This is a genomic window from Maribacter sedimenticola, assembly GCF_900188415.1.
Taxonomy (GTDB): domain Bacteria; phylum Bacteroidota; class Bacteroidia; order Flavobacteriales; family Flavobacteriaceae; genus Maribacter; species Maribacter sedimenticola.
In genome coordinates this window covers 1-16,736 of the sequence record NZ_FZNV01000003.1, presented here as the reverse complement: position 1 = coordinate 16,736, position 16,736 = coordinate 1, and the positions used below count along the sequence as shown (strand labels likewise).

The following is a 16,736-nucleotide window of genomic DNA, read 5'->3' as shown; positions in this document are numbered from 1 at the left end:
ACAATGAGGAGATTACGATTGATATTTGTATGGGTATTGTTTCCGGTTTTCGGGGCAATTGCCCAAGAGAAGAAGCTTTCAAAGGAAGAGGCCGTGGTCAAGGCCTTGGAAAATAATTTTGGCATTGAAATAGCAAAGAACCAGATAGATATTGCGGAGAATAACGCAAGTGTCCTAAATTCTGGCTACCTACCAACCTTAACGGGTACTGCGGGCGCAACATATAATAACAATGATACCAGAACGGAATTTCCCGGTCAGTTGAACGATGATGGTAGCCCAAGGGGAGATATTGAAGTAAATGATGCCGAAAGCCAGCGGTATAACGCGGCCATAAATTTAAACTATACCCTTTTTGATGGGTTGGGAAGGTTCTATACATTTAAACGGTTAAAGGAGCAGTACCAGTTAAGCACTTTGCAGGCACGGGAGACCATTGAGAATACCATGTTGCAAATGTTCAGTGTATATTTTGAGATCGCCAGATTAACGGAAAACAAAAACGTACAGATGCAGGCGCTGAATATTTCTAAAGACCGTATACAGCGAGCGGAATATTCATTTGAATACGGACAAAATACAAAGCTGGATATATTGAATGCCCAGGTAGATGTTACCAATGACAGTATTAATCTGTTGAATACGGAACAGCAACTGGCCAATGCCAAGCGTGATCTTAACGTGGTATTGAACCAGAACCTGAACGAGGAATATGAAGTGGACACCACCATTGTTTTTATCCCTAAGTTTCAGATTATGGAATATATAGAGAATTCCATTTCCAATAACGTGGCCATTCTACAGACAGAGACCAATTTAAATATTAATGCGTATGATATTAAGGTCAACAAATCCGGTTATCTACCAACGATAGGACTTACCGGTTCATATGGGTGGAACAGAAACCAGAACGCACCGTCCGCTTTCTTGACGGGAGCCGTTTTTCCGGGCACAAACTCCAATGTAGGCAGTATGAGCTTGGGTGCAAGCCTTACTTGGAACCTATTTGACGGCGGCGGTACAACGGTACGTGTCAAGAATGCAAAAATTACCTATGCCAATCAAGAGTTGCTTCTTAAGCAGGTAGAATTGGAGGTTAACAGGGATATTCAAAATGCATTGGCCATTTACGAGAACAGGTTGAAGATTTATCAGATTCAAGAGCAGAACGTACTTACCAACCAGAACAATTTTGAACGTTCTCGTGAACAATTTCAATTGGGAAGTATTACATCTATTGAATTTAGGCAGGCGCAGATCAATTTGTTGAATGCGCAGACCAATAAGAATCTTGCAAAATATGACGCCAAATTGGCCGAACTACAATTACTGCAGCTTACAGGCCAGTTATTGAACGTAGAACTGTAACGGGTATTAATTAGGAGGTATGAATATGTATAGCGATAAAACGGATAGCGAACTTGTTGTAATATTACAGCAGGAATCGTTGTTGACTTTTGAATCACAGTTGAAACTAAGGGACGAGTTGAATACCCGTGCTATTGCCACGGATACCACTGCCTTGGAAAATTCCATTGCCCGTAAACTATCAGAGATCAACAATCTAGATTATTTAAAGGATTTTGGTTTTACGGCGGAAAGAAATGCGGACGAATTGACCATAACGCGCACCAATAAGGCCTTGTTTACGGATATTATAGGAATTGTAATTGGGATATTGGTCTTTCTTTTGGGAATATATGGTTGTATAAACCTGGTCATGACCTTTATTAATGGCGATGAGTTGGATGTGTTCACCTTGGCCTATAAATTTGCCATGGCATCTTTGGTATTTATTGGTTTTACCTTTTTTAGCGGATTAAAACGACTGTTTGATTATACCGGTTTTGAACTGACCAAACAAGGGGAGCGCATCACCCTAAAAAAACGTTTTGACGTAAAATTGGAAGAAATTAATGCTACCGCCTCAGATGTTTATTTAGATACCGAGGAAGACACCCTTTATCTAAAATTGGGCCAGCATACCATTTTTACTTCCAATGCGGATAACTTAATACAGTCCATGACCTTAAAGAAATTGGCCAACGAGCTAAAGGGAATTTAACAGCGTATGTACGAGCATTTTTTTCAATGTCCATATTGTTGGGAAGAGGTTTCCATGCTTCTTGACCCGTCCGTGGGCCAACAAACCTATGTGGAGGATTGTGAGGTCTGCTGCAACCCCATTGAGGTCACGCCCCAATTTCAGGAAAATGAGCTGGTGGGTTTCCATGCCCAGAGCATAGAGCAATAATTACTGCTGTATAGTAATTACGCCTCCAAAGGTATCGTCCCGGTCCACAATTTTTGGATTACCATGAATAATGATGTTTCCGCCCGCCTTTACCTTGGCCGTCACCTTTTCAGTGGCAAATATTTCGGCACGTCCTCCGGCCAGTACGGTAACCTCTGTATGTTCACTTTTTAGTTTTTTGGTATCTACCTTACCCCCGGTATTAATATGGATATCCTGCGTTTGGGTAGTTCCGGAAAGTTTGATCTCGCTGCCGGTCGTACTTTTTATATGTACCGTGGTCGCTTCTAGGTTGAGTATAATTAGTCCCGCTTCCTGAGCCTTTATATCCAATGTTCCGGCACGTACGTTATTTTCAGAAATGATGCGCGCATTTTCGTTTGCATCGATAACGGTTAGGGGTTGCGTATAATGAAGTTTTATGGTAACGGTATTCCCGGACAAAAATTCATGGATCGCCATCTTGATCTTTAATTGCCCATTGCTTTCCTGAATGCTAACATCATCTTTGTCCTCGCCACTTATTACAAGCTTGTTCTCGTTGTCCTTGACCAGGCTTACACTGATACGATCGTACACTTTTAGTTCATTGAATTTCTGTAAGGGTATGGTTTGGCTGTGTTGGCCCCAACACGATATAAACGTGCAAAGGAACAATAGGGGGAGGGTCAAAATTTTCATGTGTCTGAGCTTGGTTACGCATCAAAGTTACACCACAGCTTTGGTTATACAAGAAAAGATTTAAAATGAACAATACTCTGTTTTTTTATAGGAATAGTTAAATATGCCGGTATTGTCGCTTGGTTTTTATCCTTTCACTATCTTAAACAAGTAATAGGGATTAAGGTAGACATGAAAAGAAAACATATTGTCGTTACGTTGGTCATTGCACTTTTGGCAGTGGGTATGGCAAGCGTTCAGTTAATGTCCGGTGCTGAGCATGCCCCAGATGTTACGGGTTTGGATTCCGTACCTACAAAACGCCAATTACGCCGTAGTTTTTTTGATAAACGTGAAATTATGGTGGTCTACGGCGCTACGGATTCCCTATTGGCACAACGCTATAAGGAACTGTTGGAGCCCCTTTCCCGCCAAGAGGTGACCTCATCATGGAGAAGTGCCAAGGTCACCTTTAAAAATGCGTCATCTGTCAATGAGGAAGATTTGCAACAACAGGTAGTCTTCATGGTCGGTGCCATAGATGAGCATGCCGTCTTACAACGTTTTTTGGCGAATACTCCGTTTTATGTGGATAAGGCAAAAATTAAAATCGGTGCCAAGAGTATAGATAATGACAATGCGCTCCTATCGGTGGGCTTTTATCCCAGTCCCTTGAACCCTACACTGCCCTTTACGTTTATAACGGGCACGGACCCCACACGAATTTTTAACTTTTTTGTCAAACGGGTTACCAATGGCGGACAGGGATTTTATAGACAAAACTTGGACTATGAAGTGTACCATGGCCCCAAACGTGTGGTGTTAGGCGATTTTGATGCGCAATGGAAGATAGACGCCACCACCTTTTTTGATTTTTCCAAAGGACCCAAGGAACTCTTGAATACGGAATCCTATAGGTTTGTGGCCCACAATAATGCTACGGATGTTGCTACTGCCCGGGAAACCCTGGACCGTATGCAACGCATGACCGCCACCATCAATGATGTTGTTCCCGGTACGGAAGCCGACTCCAAGATTACCTATCATTATTATGCCAATATGGAGGAAAAGGGCTTAATGACGGGCAATACCGATCAAGCCCATATGGATACCTTGAGCAATACGGTTCATATCATTGCCAATGAAGTGTATAAAGATAATCATACGGGTAAGGATTATGCCTTGTTGTTGCATCGCAAATTGGGAAGTTCCAATATGGATATCCTCACCAAGGGGCTGCCCATATATTTTACGGAAACATGGCAGAAGAAAGGGTACCGTTATTGGGCGGGGCAATTGATAGCATCTGACAATTTTTTGACCGTTTCCCAATTGTTGGACAATGATTTTCTACAATGGGAATCTGCCCTGGTTCGCGATTGTATGGCAGGTCTGTTCACCGAATTTTTGCTGGATACGTGGGGTAGGGAAAAATATCTTGCTGCCTATGCCGATCTTGACCTAACTCCCAAGGAATTGGAACTTTTGGAACTCCAGTGGCAAGATTATCTGATTACTGTAGCAAACAATCATTCACCGGAAAAGCAACCCGTCAAAGCGCTTCCGTACGTAAAAGGCTTCAATTTTGCCCATGAGGGGTACAACATCTACAATGGTTATGGCTCCGGTAAGGCAACGGAATCCTTGCGCAAGCAAAAGGATATGGGCAGTAATGCCGTAGCGATCGTACCCTATAGTGGGATCAATGATATCCATACGCCCACGGCGTTCCGTTTTAGCGACCATGCCGGAGGTGAAAATGACGAGTCCGTTGTACATGCGGCATCCGTGGCCCGTACTATGGATATGTATACCGTACTGAAGCCCCAAATATTTGTGGGCGGTAGTTGGCCCGGAGGTATCGATATGCAGACCGATGCGGATTGGGAACTGTTCTTTGACCACTATTACCGCTGGATCAGGCACTATGCGTTTTTAGCCGAGATTTATGATATAGATGCGCTATGTATCGGCGTAGAATTTACAAAGGCCACTTTGTTACACCCCGATGCCTGGCGAAAAATGATCCAAAAAACCAGGGGGCTGTACTCGGGCCAGATTACCTATGCGGCAAACTGGGGAGAGGAGTTCGAGAATATTGCGTTTTGGGACGACCTGGATTTTATTGGCCTTAATTCATATTATCCGCTCAGTAAAAAGGACAATCCTACCAATGCGGAAATGGCCGCAAAGTTCGATACCATCAAGATCAAGATCAAGACCGTTTACGATCGTTTTAAAAAGCCCATTGTATTTACCGAAATTGGGTTTAGAAGTATAGATGCCCCTTGGAAGAACCCACATGCCGAGGCAGATGAAAGCATCAACCAAGAAATGCAGCAGCGGTGTTATGAAATCATTTTTCAGGGTATAGAAAATGAACCTTGGTGCCAGGGCATCCTTTGGTGGAAATATCCCAGCTATTTGGAATACCGCGGGGTGGACAATAATGCCTTTACCCCCAACAACAAATTGGCCGATGAGACCGTGCGGAAATGGTTCTCCAAATAATTGCCTTTTTACATACCGGTTAAGGGTATATGGTTTAAGTGAACAAAATGGTGTACGTGGTTCCTATGTGGTTCAACCCTAATCTATTGCCATAAACGTGCATGTTTTTTGGCAGGTGGAAAAATTCATTTTGCCCTCTGGTTGCTTTACTTGGTAATATGGTCGCTTCGGGTATATAAATACTTATTGGGGGAGCTTTAGGAATACCTTTGGGGTATAGAAAATAAGTACACCTAAAAATAAGTATCATGAAACATATCAAGAAATTAGTAGTCGTGGTCGTAGTGGCCGTAGGATTTTTTTCCTTTAAGGGCATACACCAACACCACCAAATGGAGCATCAGGTCAATGAACTTTTTGCGGATACCATTGCGGCCGTAGAGCAGGAAATGAGCACATATATTCAACCGGAACTTACGGACCTAAATGAATTAACGGTCCTTGAGGACGAACAGGCCGTAGTGTTGGGTTTTGAGGTCTATAATTATTTGCCCATTGGTTTTGATGCCTATGCAGGTGCCAATTTGACCGAGGCGGATTTTCAGGTATTTGAACAAGAAGAACCAGTGGAGCTAGGGTTCAATACCGCCGCGTATCTGCCCAAAGACTTTTCCGCGCATGCGCTTTAAGAAGTTTGTTTAGTTTTTTGTGCAGGTCTTCAAGTTTTTTGGGGGCCTGCACATTGTTCGTAAGAATTCACTATAGAATACAGTACATTTGAAAAAACCTTTTCCAATTACAGATACATACAAATACATGGGCATTACCAAGGTCAAGCAAGGAGAAATTGTCAAGACGGCATTGCTCTTGGGTATTTTGGTTTCCCTGCCCAAGACCATTTACCTCTACAATGCCATAATGGAGGGTAATATGGATTTCTCGTTTTTATGGGTGGCCGATTTTTTATACCGATATCTCTTCTTTTTTGGGTTTTCATGGGCCGTTATCCAGCTGAATACCAATGTGGATTTTGATAGGTTCCAATGGCCGACCCCTGTAAAATGGATGGTGGTCGTGCTCCTGAATGTGCTCATATTACTTTTGGTCATTGTACTGATAAGGATGCTTTACCCTATATGTTTTGGCAAGGAAATGGACCATAGGGAAATTGGCTTCGTCAATTTTACCCTGATCAACCTGTCCGTGGTACTGTTCTTTATTGCGCGATCCCTAAGGCTTAAGACCGATCGGCAAGATGATCGTATAGAGAACGAACAGCTAAAGCAACAGAATCTGGAAAACGAGCTGGCCGCACTGAAAAACCAGATCGACCCGCACTTTTTGTTCAATTCCTTAAATTCATTGACCTCCTTGGTCCGTGAGAACGAAAAGGCCACACAGTTCGTGAACAAGCTGTCCTATATGTACCGCTATATATTACAAAGCAGTGACACCAATTTGGTGACCTTGAAAGAGGAGCTTAAATTTTTGGAAAGCTATGCCTTTTTGATGAATACAAGGTACAGGGACCGTTTACGTATTGCAATTGATATTGCCCCGGAAGTATTGGGCCACCGGTTACCGCCCTTGGCCTTGCAGTTGTTGGTGGAGAATTCCGTAAAGCACAATGAAATATCCGCTACCAACCCATTGACGGTAAAGGTATATTCCCACAACGGAAAAATTATAGTGGAGAATCCCATTCGTGGGCGAAGTACCTTGGCGGAAGGGACCGGCACAGGATTGATCAATCTAAAAAAGCGCTATGTTCTCCTTTTGAAACAGGAGGTGGTCGTTTCCACAACAGATGGTATTTTTAAAGTAGAACTCCCCTTAATTGAAAAGTCATGAAGGTAATTATTGTGGAAGATGAGCTTGCGGCAAGTGATAACCTGTCCTATCTATTGACCAAGATCGACCCGGAGATTGAGGTCATTGCCACTCTGGATACCGTAACCGCCACGGTCGCATATTTTTCCCAGCCCCATGAGGGAGAGCTGGTCTTTATGGATATTCATTTGGCAGATGGGTTGTCCTTTGAGATTTTTGACCAGGTAACGCCCAACATACCCGTCATCTTTACCACGGCCTATGACCAGTACGCCTTAAAGGCCTTTAAGGTAAATAGCATTGATTATTTGCTAAAGCCCATAGATGGGGAGGAACTGCAGGATGCTTTGGAGCGGTTTAAGGCACAGCGCCAACAAGCGGGCATGGATGAGGGGCAGATGAAAAGCCTGTTGCAGCTTATACAGCATAAACCCATGTCCTACAAACAGACCTTTCTGGTGACTATCGGTGATCAGTTGTTGCCCATAAAAACATTGGATATTGCCTATTTTTATATAGATACGGGCGTGGTAAAGGCCGTCACCGTTCAGGATAGGTCCTATGTGTTGGATATTAAATTAGAGGATATAGAAGATGCTTTGGACCCCAATTTGTTCTACAGGGCCAATAGGCAGTTCATCGTTAGAAGGGAAGCCATTACCACCATCAAGTTCCATTTTAACAGCAAACTTTTGGTAGAAGTGCATCCGCCCTGTGCGGAGCGTATTGTGGTGAGCAAGGCGAAGGCATCGCATTTTAAAAGTTGGATAGACCGTTAAGAAATCCAGCTGGTCAGGGTATGGTAGCCACTTCCTTAAATTTCCATCCGGCATTGGTTTTAATGAACGTGAAACTGTGCTGGGCACCTTCAAAATTTAGTGTTGGCGGGGTGGTGGTCACTAAAATATCTGCCGTAATGGTGTCATCAATAGTATCCATTAGTTGTATTGTTTCATTGGTGCGAAGTAGATTGATGAACGGCTTGTTGAACATAATATCATAATCCTTCGCAATAAAACTATCCACGGAAATATAGATGAGGTCCTGATAAATGGTCTCGTACCAGAGTGAATCCGTATCTCTTAGCCTACTGATATATTCCCTTTCCGTAGGGGTGTTCTCCAGGCAATCATAGCACCGAATGACGTTGCCCGATGCGTTTTTAAATGCCACCTTATCCCTTGCCGCTAAATCGGATAAAAAGGAGGACCACATGGTGGACAGTTCATCATTGGAATCTTTTTTGTCCTGTTGGCAGGACCAAGAAGAAATGAACAGCAAGAGAACAAGTATTCTCAACAATGGTTTTTTAAAATACGTTTTAAACTTTTCTGCCATAGCGGTATCCAGTGGTGTACACGTGTATAAGGGCCGCGTTCAAACTAGAAGGAATGACCGCTGGTCCCGTTTTAATATCAGCAAGGACATCAAGGTTGTCCGGCACCCTGTGTACTATTATTAATCATCGATCTCCGCATCCGGTAAATTAAGGATGGTAGAGGTAGAAAGGGAGTTGCCCGCAATACCTTTAATGGAGCCAAAGAGCACGTTAATGTTTTCCTGTACGCCCCAAATCTGTTTCTCCCGTACGGCAAAATTCTTGTAGGCCGCTTTCTTCTCGTAGTTCAGCTGTTTGATCATGGCATCATAGTTCTCAATGATGCGGTTAATGTTCTGTACAAATTCGTTGCTGGTCAGGTAGGAGTAGAGCAGCTCCATTTTATCGCCCTTGTTCTCGTCAGATGATTTTATGGATTGGGTTTTCAGCAATAGTTCCCGCAATACCAAGGACACACTTTTAACTTCGTTAAATCCGCAGATCCACACCCCGTTCTTGGCACCAAAACGGTCCATATCCGGTGGAAAGGTCTCCGTAACGATCACGGCAAGGTCTGCCTTGCAGTTGATCTGGTCCTGTTTTAATTTATTGATCCAGTCGTTGCTGAAATTTTTGGTACGTTTGCTTTCATAGACAATGGACCCACAGGTCTGTTGCAGGGAATTGATGACCGTTTGTATACAGTCCGCACCACGTATGCCTTTGCCCACCTCCTCGATCTCGTCAAAGGGGTAGGTACTCCTCAACAGTTCCTCTAGGGCAAGTTCCTGAACCTCTCCCTGCATTTGCATGGAGCCCTGTTCCGCCTTGCGCTTCATTTCGTCAATGAGCTTTTTCTGGTCCTCCAATTGTTTTTGGTATTCCTTTTCCTTCAATGCCATGGCCTCACGTTCCTTGGCCTTGGCCTTTTCCTCTATGACGGACTGCTTTTCCAGCAGTTCTTTCTGTACGTTCAGCTTTAGGTCCTCCGCCTTTTCCTTGAGTTCGTTCTCCCGTTTTAGCAGGTCCAGCTCTTGGGCGCGCAAGGCCCTGTTTTCCTCCTTGCGCTTTTCGTTTTCCTGTTGCAGGGCACGCAGTTGCTGCTCAAAGGTTTCATTGGTCTGTTTCTGTATTTTTTCCGATTCCTTGGCAAGGCGCTGCTCCAACTTTTCCTTAAAAAGCTCGTTTTCCTTTTCCTTCTTTCGTTCAAACTCCTCTTTCTCCAGGGCAAGCTTATTACGCTCCTTGTTGAATATTTCTGCCTGTTCCGCTACTTTACGCTCATACTCGGCCTTAAAATGCGCCTGCATTTTGCCGGATAGGGCCTCTTCTACATCAAACTCGTGTGCACAATTGGGACACTTAATTTTATCTACCATCATTTTAATACTACCAAATTCAACTATAAAAATACAGAACCCATGCCAAGCCTACAATGTTTGGCGGTACTCTTATGCCATGAACGGGAACAAATTTTAAAAACGGTTTCTTTTCCTGACAATGGTCATATCCTAGGTGGCCGGCCCGTGTTATTTTTAGACCCTTAAAAGTAGAATCTATGATGTTACAACAGCTACCCTTGGTCAATTGGAGCAACGGCGTGATCATGATCATTGTATTTGCAGGCGTTTGTATTGCCCTTGTGGGTATTGTGCTTATGCTCATGAACGGCGATAAGAAAAAGCAGGAATAACTTTCTTATTGGTACAGTACATAACGGGGCGGCACCAGACCGTTCAACCGCATGGATACCAGCATTTGGGCCCTGTGGTGGGTAATGTGGTCCGCCAGGAGCATAACGATCTGCCGCTTGGTTCTCGTAAGTCCAAAATAGTCCAGCTGCTCTTCCAGTACCGCAGGGTCTACCTGCTGTAATAGGGTAATGGCCTCGGTAAAGGTCTGGTCCAAACGTGCCATCATCTGTGCCTTGGTCTTGTGGGCCGGTTTAAAAATAGTATCGGTTTGGTATACCCGTGCCTCCCTGCCGCCAATGAGCGACTGGCTATGCCAGTCCAGCGCAAAACCTATGTGCATAAAATGTTCCGAAAAGCTTAAGGACTCCTCCGTGGCCTTGTACCCATATTTTTCCTCTGGCATCATTTCCGCAATGAGCAACAGGTAGGTACGGGAGTTTTCCAAGCGCTCAATGGCATCTTTAAGAAACGGGTCCTGTTGCGCCCGTAGCGTACCATTGGCAAGAACCAAAAATAGAAGCAGCAATAGGGAATTCTTCATGACCGTATGTTTTTTTTGATGTGATGGGATTCAGTTAAAGATAGCGGAATGTGGGGGTATGGGCAAGAAATGCTGCTGATTGGGGATTTGGGTATGTTTGGTTGGTTGTTTTGTCGCTAAGGTGTTTGCTGTTTTAAAAATTTACCACTTTTTCTATTGAAGTAGAGGTAGGCCAAAACAGGATATAGGGGAAGAAAAACCTGGAATATATTTACGTTAAGAAGAAACAGCAAATACCCTATGACTAAGTACGAGGCTCCTAAAATGATATGGAAATTTCTAAAAAAATGCAGGTATGATTTTATTGGGAATTGCTTCTTTTTTTCCTCACTCATGGTATTGTACCCAGAAAGAACATATTGTGCATTACGCTCTGTTACGAGAAAACCGATGATTATGAATAAAATGCTTATACCTATTAGGAGATAGATCATGGGGTTAGATGGTTTACGGTTCGTATAACCGTCAGTTACGGGTTAATATGCGTTAATTTTCGGGTTGGCACTGACGTTAACAATTCCGTGTGGATTCGGACGTAATCGAATCCGCCGTAATTGAGGTTATACATTGTTGTGTGCAGTTTTTATATTAAGTTAGCTATATCCTCAATTGTTATTAATCCAAATAGTTTTTCAGTAGGTTTTCCGTTTTGGGTAATAAAAATCACGTCTAAATTTCTTTGTTTTTTATTAATTTGATTTATGAATAAATCATATGCCTCATAAATCGATGTATTTCGAGAAACAAACTTATAGTTTTCTTTAAATTCTATTTCGGGGATCAAATCTCCAACTTTTACGTTTTCGATAATTATTGTTCCGTTTTCCTCTAGTTGTGATGAAAGCCATCTTGAAATAGTATTATTGTTTATTAATTCGCAGACAAATCCGTTTTCGTCAAAGACTGGAAATTGTGAGAATGACTTTTTTTTCATTTCAATTAAGATGTCATTTATGAACTCTTCTTTTTTTGCACCTAAAACTTTAAATTGAAATTCAGGAATTACTTTTTTTGGATTAGTAATATTTTCATAAAGTTCAGAAATCCGCAAAACTGTGCTTTCGTGAGGTTCTGCAATAGCTTTATTTCCAATTTTAGGATTATGTACTATAGCATTTCTTAATTCTCCAAAAGATATCAGTTCGTCTTTAAATCGCTTAACAACTTTATTGCTAGAATTCTTTATTTTTTGAGCGAAATTCACAAAAGAATCATAACCATCTATTTTTTTTAAATAGTTGTCTATTTTATTATAAGTGTCTAAAAATTTTTCTGAATTTGTCATTTTTCAAATTGCACACAACAAGTATATATAATCACCAATATCTATAAAACTTTTATAAATTATTTCCACTAAAGTAGTTGGGGGGAGCGTACTTTGGTCGTTACTACAAGTATAAGAAGTTTCACTTACAAAAACTTACGCTTTTCTGTAAAATTTTAGGAAATACACTTGTTATTTGTTGTGGTGTGTGGTGGGGCGTTTAGGCTACCTCCCGTTTCTATGAGGTTCTTCATAGTTTGTCAAAAACGAAATTTGAAGGTTTGTTATACTATTTGATACTTACGTATAGGTTTTGTAAGCACCAGTATTTATTACAGAACATTCAATTTTCTAAGACCAAGAAGAGTTAAATCCAACCTTTTTTTAATAAAAGAATCAAAATCAAACTCATTTTTAGGCTCTAGATTTGTGGCAAATAGATATGTGTTGTTTTTTAATTCAATACACCCAACAAACCAACCATTATATTCTCCGTTATTATTTGATAAACCAGATTTTCCACTAAGTTTATATTGGTCAGTTTCTTCAATGAGCATAATATTCCGCATTATACGCTCAGTTCTTTTAGAAATAGGAAGTTCAAAATTGTAGAACCTTTTCAGGAAGTCTATTTGTTGCATTTGACTTATTCTTGATTCTCCTTCTAACCAAAATTTATCGATGTTGGTAGAGTCAATTTCTAGATTTCCATAATTAAGTTTGGATACATAATCGTTCATTCTTTTTGAACCAATTTTTCTTGCAACTTCTTGGTAACAATGAACACAGGAAAATTGAAAAGCATCTCTAAGAATTAGGTCTTGTTCCCAATTTTTCAACCATTTTTTTTCCCCGTCCCATTTAAATATGACACTATCATTTTCAATTACACCAGTTTCAAGTCCGATAATTGAATTTGCGATTTTGAATGTGGATGCTGGTAAATTTCCGTTGTTTGACCATTCAAAGTCATTTGAATAATAAATGTCTTTGTTTAAATCGTAAATCAATATTGAACCTTTAACCTCAGAAGAATCAATAATTGACTGAAATTCAGGTTTTATAATGTTCTTATTTACCGATTGCTCTTTATTTAGAGTATTGGTTCTTTTGTTTTCTTTGCAAGAAATAAAGAGAATTAAAAATACTGCTATCGATGTTATTCTCATTTTTTATATTGGTGCTAACGGTCTAGTATAACCGTCCGTTACGGGTCAAATTAGCTATAATTTTCGGTTTGGCATAGACGTTAGCAATTTCGAGTGGATTTGGACATAGTTGAATCCGCCGTAATTGCGTTATGAATTGTTGTGCGTAGGCTTTTCTTTCAGGTTATTGATTTCAGTTATTAATTCCACTTTTTGATTTTCGGTCAATTCATTAAATAATTTGACTTTTTTTCCTTTATAGTCAAATATTATCTCTCCTATTATGTGACTAAAAAGCAATTTTCTATTCAGAGCTATATTCCGCAACGTTTTGTCATAAGTCGATATTGAGCTTTCTTGGATTTCATTCCGAATATTTTGCACGTCTTTCAATTTAAAGGTTTGTGTTTTAGTTAGAAATGTTCCTTTTTTAGTTAAGGTCATTTCTCCATTCTCAATCCGTAATTCTTGTCGTCCATTAATCAGCCACAAAAATTGACGTAATCCGATAGTCGCAACAATTGGATGAATAATAAAAAATACAATTATAAATTCCGTTGTGATTTTATTTCCGTTTACAAAGCCTTCTGTAATTCCAGAAAAAAATAGTCCGCAAGAAAACAATGTAAATCCAAGAGCAATGAATGTATTTCTTGAACTATTCAATGCAAAAAGTCCATTATTCTTTGGTGAACAGACAAACTTTTTTCTATTCAGTCCAAAAGTAAAAATTCGACTGTATTGGTATTGTAAATTTAGCCCTATATTCTTAATGCTCATTGGTTTCTTCAGCTTACGCACAACGCAGCGCTATGTGTAGTCCGCGATATTTTATGGAAATATAGTGAAAACCCTTTTTGGTTTTCGACGGTATTGGGAATAAAATATGGCGGTCCTTCCGAGCGTAGCGAACACATGAATTCGTTAATAAATAAATAGTTATGAATAAATTACATATAGTGACTTGATATGTTGGGTTGTTTTCTTCCGTTAAGCGTCGTACTTAGAAAAGATACCCTTATCCTACGGTTTTATGTGATCTGAAATAGCGCTGCGATGATGTTTCATTTCCCTTTGTGCGAGAATCGAGGCACGAGATGTAGCACATAGGGTCGACGTTGGAGAATGCAACGGTTCGGCTATGGCAAGTAGGGCAGGCATGGAAACTTTTCGTTTCCGTCTGGTCTATGAGCCAGAGCTTTTTGTTTTGTAATTATTTTTTCTTTTTTAATTGCCAAATCAAAAAGATTTGGCGGACTTGGCAAACACGCCCAAGCGCTTATCTATAGTACTTTATGCCCTATTTGCTATAGGTATTGTTGTAAATAGTTTTAATTACGAACTTATTAATCGATGGTTACTTCGCGAAAAATTCCTTTAAATTTTCCATTGGTGAAATTCAGTTCGTCCGTACTATTTAAAACGGATACTTGGAAATCTCCTTTTACTATTTTTTCGTTAGTATCGAATTCAGTAATTGTAACTTTTGAAGAATTATCTTTTCCAAGGTTATACCAATTTGTGATCACATCGCCACCTACAGTTGTATAATAGATTGCTCGAATTTTTTCTAAGTTATAAATACCTTCACCAGTATATTTTAAGTTTAAAACAATGACTTGCTCATTCCCTACTCCACGGATTGATAAAGTGTCAGTTTCTTTGTCAAAAATTATTTCCGGCCTTCCATCCCAGTTTTGGTTTTCTAATTTTGCTGAAATAAAATCTGGTTCGGATGTATTGTCCTTTTCACAAGAAATCATGATCACTACGATTAAAAATACAGCAGTAAAAAATAAATATGTGTTTTTCATAATTGCCTTTAACATTAAGATGCTTTATACTTCTAATGGTTGCCTTAAATTATTTACAACAATTATATATAGTTACCGGTAACTATATATTGCCTTATCAAGGTATATAATCACCAGTACTTAAATCCAATTTATATACATTATTTTAGCTTAAGTAGTTGGGGGAGCGTACTTTGGTCTGTATTGCAAGTATAAGAAGTATCCCTTGCAAAAATTTACGGCTTTCTATAAAAATTTAGAAAATACACTTGTTGTTTTGTTGCGGAGTGGGACGTTTAGGCTACGTTCACCATTATGATATTATTCTTAGTTTGTCAAAAACGAAACTCTGAAGGTTTGTTTTACTATTTGATACTTACGTCTTGGTAGAGCTTGGTGAGTTACTGAGGAAACTTTTCGTTTCCGTCTGCGCATTAAGCTAAAGCTTATTGTTTAGTTTTATTTTTCTTGTTTAAAGCTAAATCCATAAGATTTAGCGACTTTATAAATATACATAGACCTTTGGGTTTTGCCCTAAAGTCCGAATTACGATTAGGTTGTGTTTTAAAACGTTATTTTAAGATAATGTTACCGTTATATCGGATTTCAACACAACATTCTCCTTCTGGAATAAATACGAAATTTCGAACACCTAAGATTAATTCGGCATTATTTATAGAAATGAAATAATTATCGTCCCAAATTCTCATCTCACCGGTTTCTTCGTCTATCCATTCCCAGATGAACTCTCCATCAGTATCTGTTCCAGTTCCATTATCATTAAAACTTATGGTAAATTCATTAAATTCTTGATTCGTTTCATTTTCAAAATCATCAATTTCTGATTGTTGTAAATCGTATCCATTTGTTTCCAATATTGAGACTACCTCCAACCTATCGTAAGTCCAAGGGCTATTACCAACTATCTTTTCCAATAAAGAAGTTGGTTCTACTATTTGCTCTTCGGTATCTTCACTTGTACAAGAGAAAAATATTATTAAACACACAATTAAAATAGGATAACCTTTTTTCACTCTTTAAGTTTTAAAGTATTACAACGGTCATGTGTATGATTAGTTGCGGACTTTTCCAACGGAAAATGTCCGCCTGACTATAAAGATAATTGATTGCAGGAATTTCCAAGTGGAAATTCCGACCGCAATTAATTATACACCGTGTTGTGTGTAGGTTTTTATCTTACCCTTCTTCTTTCGGTTTGAAATTTGTCCGCATGACCATTAAATCGATTGATTTCAATTCCACTACCAACATCTAACCCCCGATTTGATAATGAATCAAATTTTACATTTCTCCAGTGAATTATTTTCCAGCAAGTACTGTCTCCCGAAATTTGAGTTTCAAATGGCTTTTTAATTCCGTTTACTTTCGCAATAGTTATTGCCTTTTGAAAAGAAACATAATATTTATTGTCAAAATCCAAAGTCTCTTTTAGCTCACCATTTCTTTTATAGAACTCCCAGACACCTATCGGAATGAAATTGTGGTAAGTTTTCTTTTTGATAAATTTCAAGTTGCCGTTTTTGTAATATTCTTTTAATAACGTTGTGTCATTTACAAAGTCATCATAGTGTTTAAACCACAATTTTGTACTATCCGACGGATAGTATCTTACCACGGCATTGTAGTGTAATGAATCGATATAAAATCTTTTTCCGTAACCATCATTAACATGTCCAACCTTATATTCTTCATATTGAAAATAATTTGGTGTTTCTTTTTCAATTGTGGTGTCTTTTCTTACGATTGAATTTTCCGATTCCTG

Annotated in this window: 19 protein-coding genes; 8 read left to right on the top strand and 11 right to left on the bottom strand. The window is 39.7% G+C overall.

Annotated features, from left to right (window positions below; translation table 11 throughout):
- Positions 1-3 precede the first annotated feature (3 nt).
- The 3 genes from CHB68_RS09425 to CHB68_RS09415 are packed head-to-tail and all read left to right on the top strand — an operon-like array spanning position 4 to position 2,254.
- Positions 4-1,368, top strand: coding sequence for a TolC family protein (locus CHB68_RS09425; RefSeq protein ID WP_089261232.1), 1,365 nt, complete (start codon positions 4-6; stop codon positions 1,366-1,368).
- Positions 1,369-1,387: 19 nt separating this feature from the next.
- The gene (locus CHB68_RS09420) at positions 1,388-2,065 is read left to right on the top strand and encodes a hypothetical protein (protein ID WP_089260646.1); all 678 of its coding nucleotides are present in this window, start codon (positions 1,388-1,390) and stop codon (positions 2,063-2,065) included.
- 6 nt (positions 2,066-2,071) lie between these two features.
- Entirely contained in the window at positions 2,072-2,254 is a 183-nt protein-coding gene (locus CHB68_RS09415) for a CPXCG motif-containing cysteine-rich protein (RefSeq protein WP_089260645.1), read from the top strand.
- Here the strand turns inward: CHB68_RS09415 and CHB68_RS09410 are convergent, their stop codons facing one another.
- Positions 2,255-2,935, bottom strand: coding sequence for a head GIN domain-containing protein (locus CHB68_RS09410; protein ID WP_089260644.1), 681 nt, complete (start codon positions 2,933-2,935; stop codon positions 2,255-2,257).
- 171 nt (positions 2,936-3,106) lie between these two features.
- Between CHB68_RS09410 and CHB68_RS09405 the strand changes: the two genes are divergently transcribed.
- From CHB68_RS09405 to CHB68_RS09390, 4 genes are all read left to right on the top strand, one after another.
- Positions 3,107-5,425 (top strand): glycoside hydrolase family 113, encoded by a 2,319-nt coding sequence (locus CHB68_RS09405; RefSeq protein WP_089260643.1) that lies wholly within the window; start codon positions 3,107-3,109, stop codon positions 5,423-5,425.
- A gap of 248 nt (positions 5,426-5,673) precedes the next feature.
- On the top strand, positions 5,674-6,054 hold the full coding sequence (locus tag CHB68_RS09400) for a hypothetical protein (protein WP_089260642.1): 381 nt from the start codon (positions 5,674-5,676) through the stop codon (positions 6,052-6,054).
- Between the two features lie 88 nt (positions 6,055-6,142).
- Positions 6,143-7,216, top strand: a complete 1,074-nt coding sequence (locus CHB68_RS09395; RefSeq protein WP_143815192.1) for a sensor histidine kinase — start codon at positions 6,143-6,145, stop codon at positions 7,214-7,216.
- Complete coding sequence (locus tag CHB68_RS09390; protein ID WP_089260640.1) at positions 7,213-7,974, top strand: LytR/AlgR family response regulator transcription factor; 762 nt, start codon at positions 7,213-7,215, stop codon at positions 7,972-7,974. Before CHB68_RS09395 ends, CHB68_RS09390 begins: the two co-directional genes overlap by 4 nt.
- Before the next feature lie 13 nt (positions 7,975-7,987).
- On the opposite strand, the gene CHB68_RS09385 is transcribed toward CHB68_RS09390, so the two are convergent.
- Positions 7,988-8,533, bottom strand: coding sequence for a hypothetical protein (locus tag CHB68_RS09385; RefSeq protein WP_089260639.1), 546 nt, complete (start codon positions 8,531-8,533; stop codon positions 7,988-7,990).
- A 120-nt stretch (positions 8,534-8,653) separates the two neighbouring features.
- Positions 8,654-9,895: a DUF2130 domain-containing protein gene (locus tag CHB68_RS09380; RefSeq protein WP_218822498.1), complete on the bottom strand. Its 1,242-nt coding sequence runs from the start codon at positions 9,893-9,895 to the stop codon at positions 8,654-8,656.
- A gap of 176 nt (positions 9,896-10,071) precedes the next feature.
- Here CHB68_RS09380 and CHB68_RS18790 point away from each other — a divergent pair, with 176 nt between their 5' ends.
- A complete protein-coding gene (locus CHB68_RS18790; RefSeq protein ID WP_261375001.1) occupies positions 10,072-10,206 on the top strand; it encodes a hypothetical protein in 135 nt (44 codons plus the stop codon).
- Positions 10,207-10,211: 5 nt separating this feature from the next.
- Here CHB68_RS18790 and CHB68_RS09375 read toward each other — a convergent pair whose 3' ends face one another.
- The 8 genes from CHB68_RS09375 to CHB68_RS18560 all read right to left on the bottom strand — a co-directional run.
- Positions 10,212-10,748 (bottom strand): DinB family protein, encoded by a 537-nt coding sequence (locus CHB68_RS09375; RefSeq protein WP_089260638.1) that lies wholly within the window; start codon positions 10,746-10,748, stop codon positions 10,212-10,214.
- 116 nt (positions 10,749-10,864) lie between these two features.
- Positions 10,865-11,182 carry a DUF3784 domain-containing protein gene (locus CHB68_RS09370; protein WP_089260637.1) on the bottom strand — a complete coding sequence of 106 codons (318 nt, stop codon included), beginning with the start codon at positions 11,180-11,182 and terminating at the stop codon, positions 10,865-10,867.
- Between the two features lie 149 nt (positions 11,183-11,331).
- Positions 11,332-12,033 carry a CBS domain-containing protein gene (locus CHB68_RS09365; RefSeq protein ID WP_089260636.1) on the bottom strand — a complete coding sequence of 234 codons (702 nt, stop codon included), beginning with the start codon at positions 12,031-12,033 and terminating at the stop codon, positions 11,332-11,334.
- Positions 12,034-12,344: 311 nt separating this feature from the next.
- Positions 12,345-13,181, bottom strand: a complete 837-nt coding sequence (gene blaOXA, locus CHB68_RS09360) for a class D beta-lactamase (RefSeq protein WP_089260635.1) — start codon at positions 13,179-13,181, stop codon at positions 12,345-12,347.
- Between the two features lie 129 nt (positions 13,182-13,310).
- On the bottom strand, positions 13,311-13,940 hold the full coding sequence (locus tag CHB68_RS09355; protein WP_089260634.1) for a hypothetical protein: 630 nt from the start codon (positions 13,938-13,940) through the stop codon (positions 13,311-13,313).
- Between the two features lie 566 nt (positions 13,941-14,506).
- Positions 14,507-14,974, bottom strand: a complete 468-nt coding sequence (locus tag CHB68_RS09350; protein WP_143815191.1) for a DUF6252 family protein — start codon at positions 14,972-14,974, stop codon at positions 14,507-14,509.
- A gap of 551 nt (positions 14,975-15,525) precedes the next feature.
- The gene (locus CHB68_RS09345) at positions 15,526-15,987 is read right to left on the bottom strand and encodes a hypothetical protein (protein WP_089260632.1); all 462 of its coding nucleotides are present in this window, start codon (positions 15,985-15,987) and stop codon (positions 15,526-15,528) included.
- 158 nt (positions 15,988-16,145) lie between these two features.
- The coding region (locus tag CHB68_RS18560; RefSeq protein WP_218822497.1) for a hypothetical protein at positions 16,146-16,736 on the bottom strand (591 nt) is incomplete at its 5' end.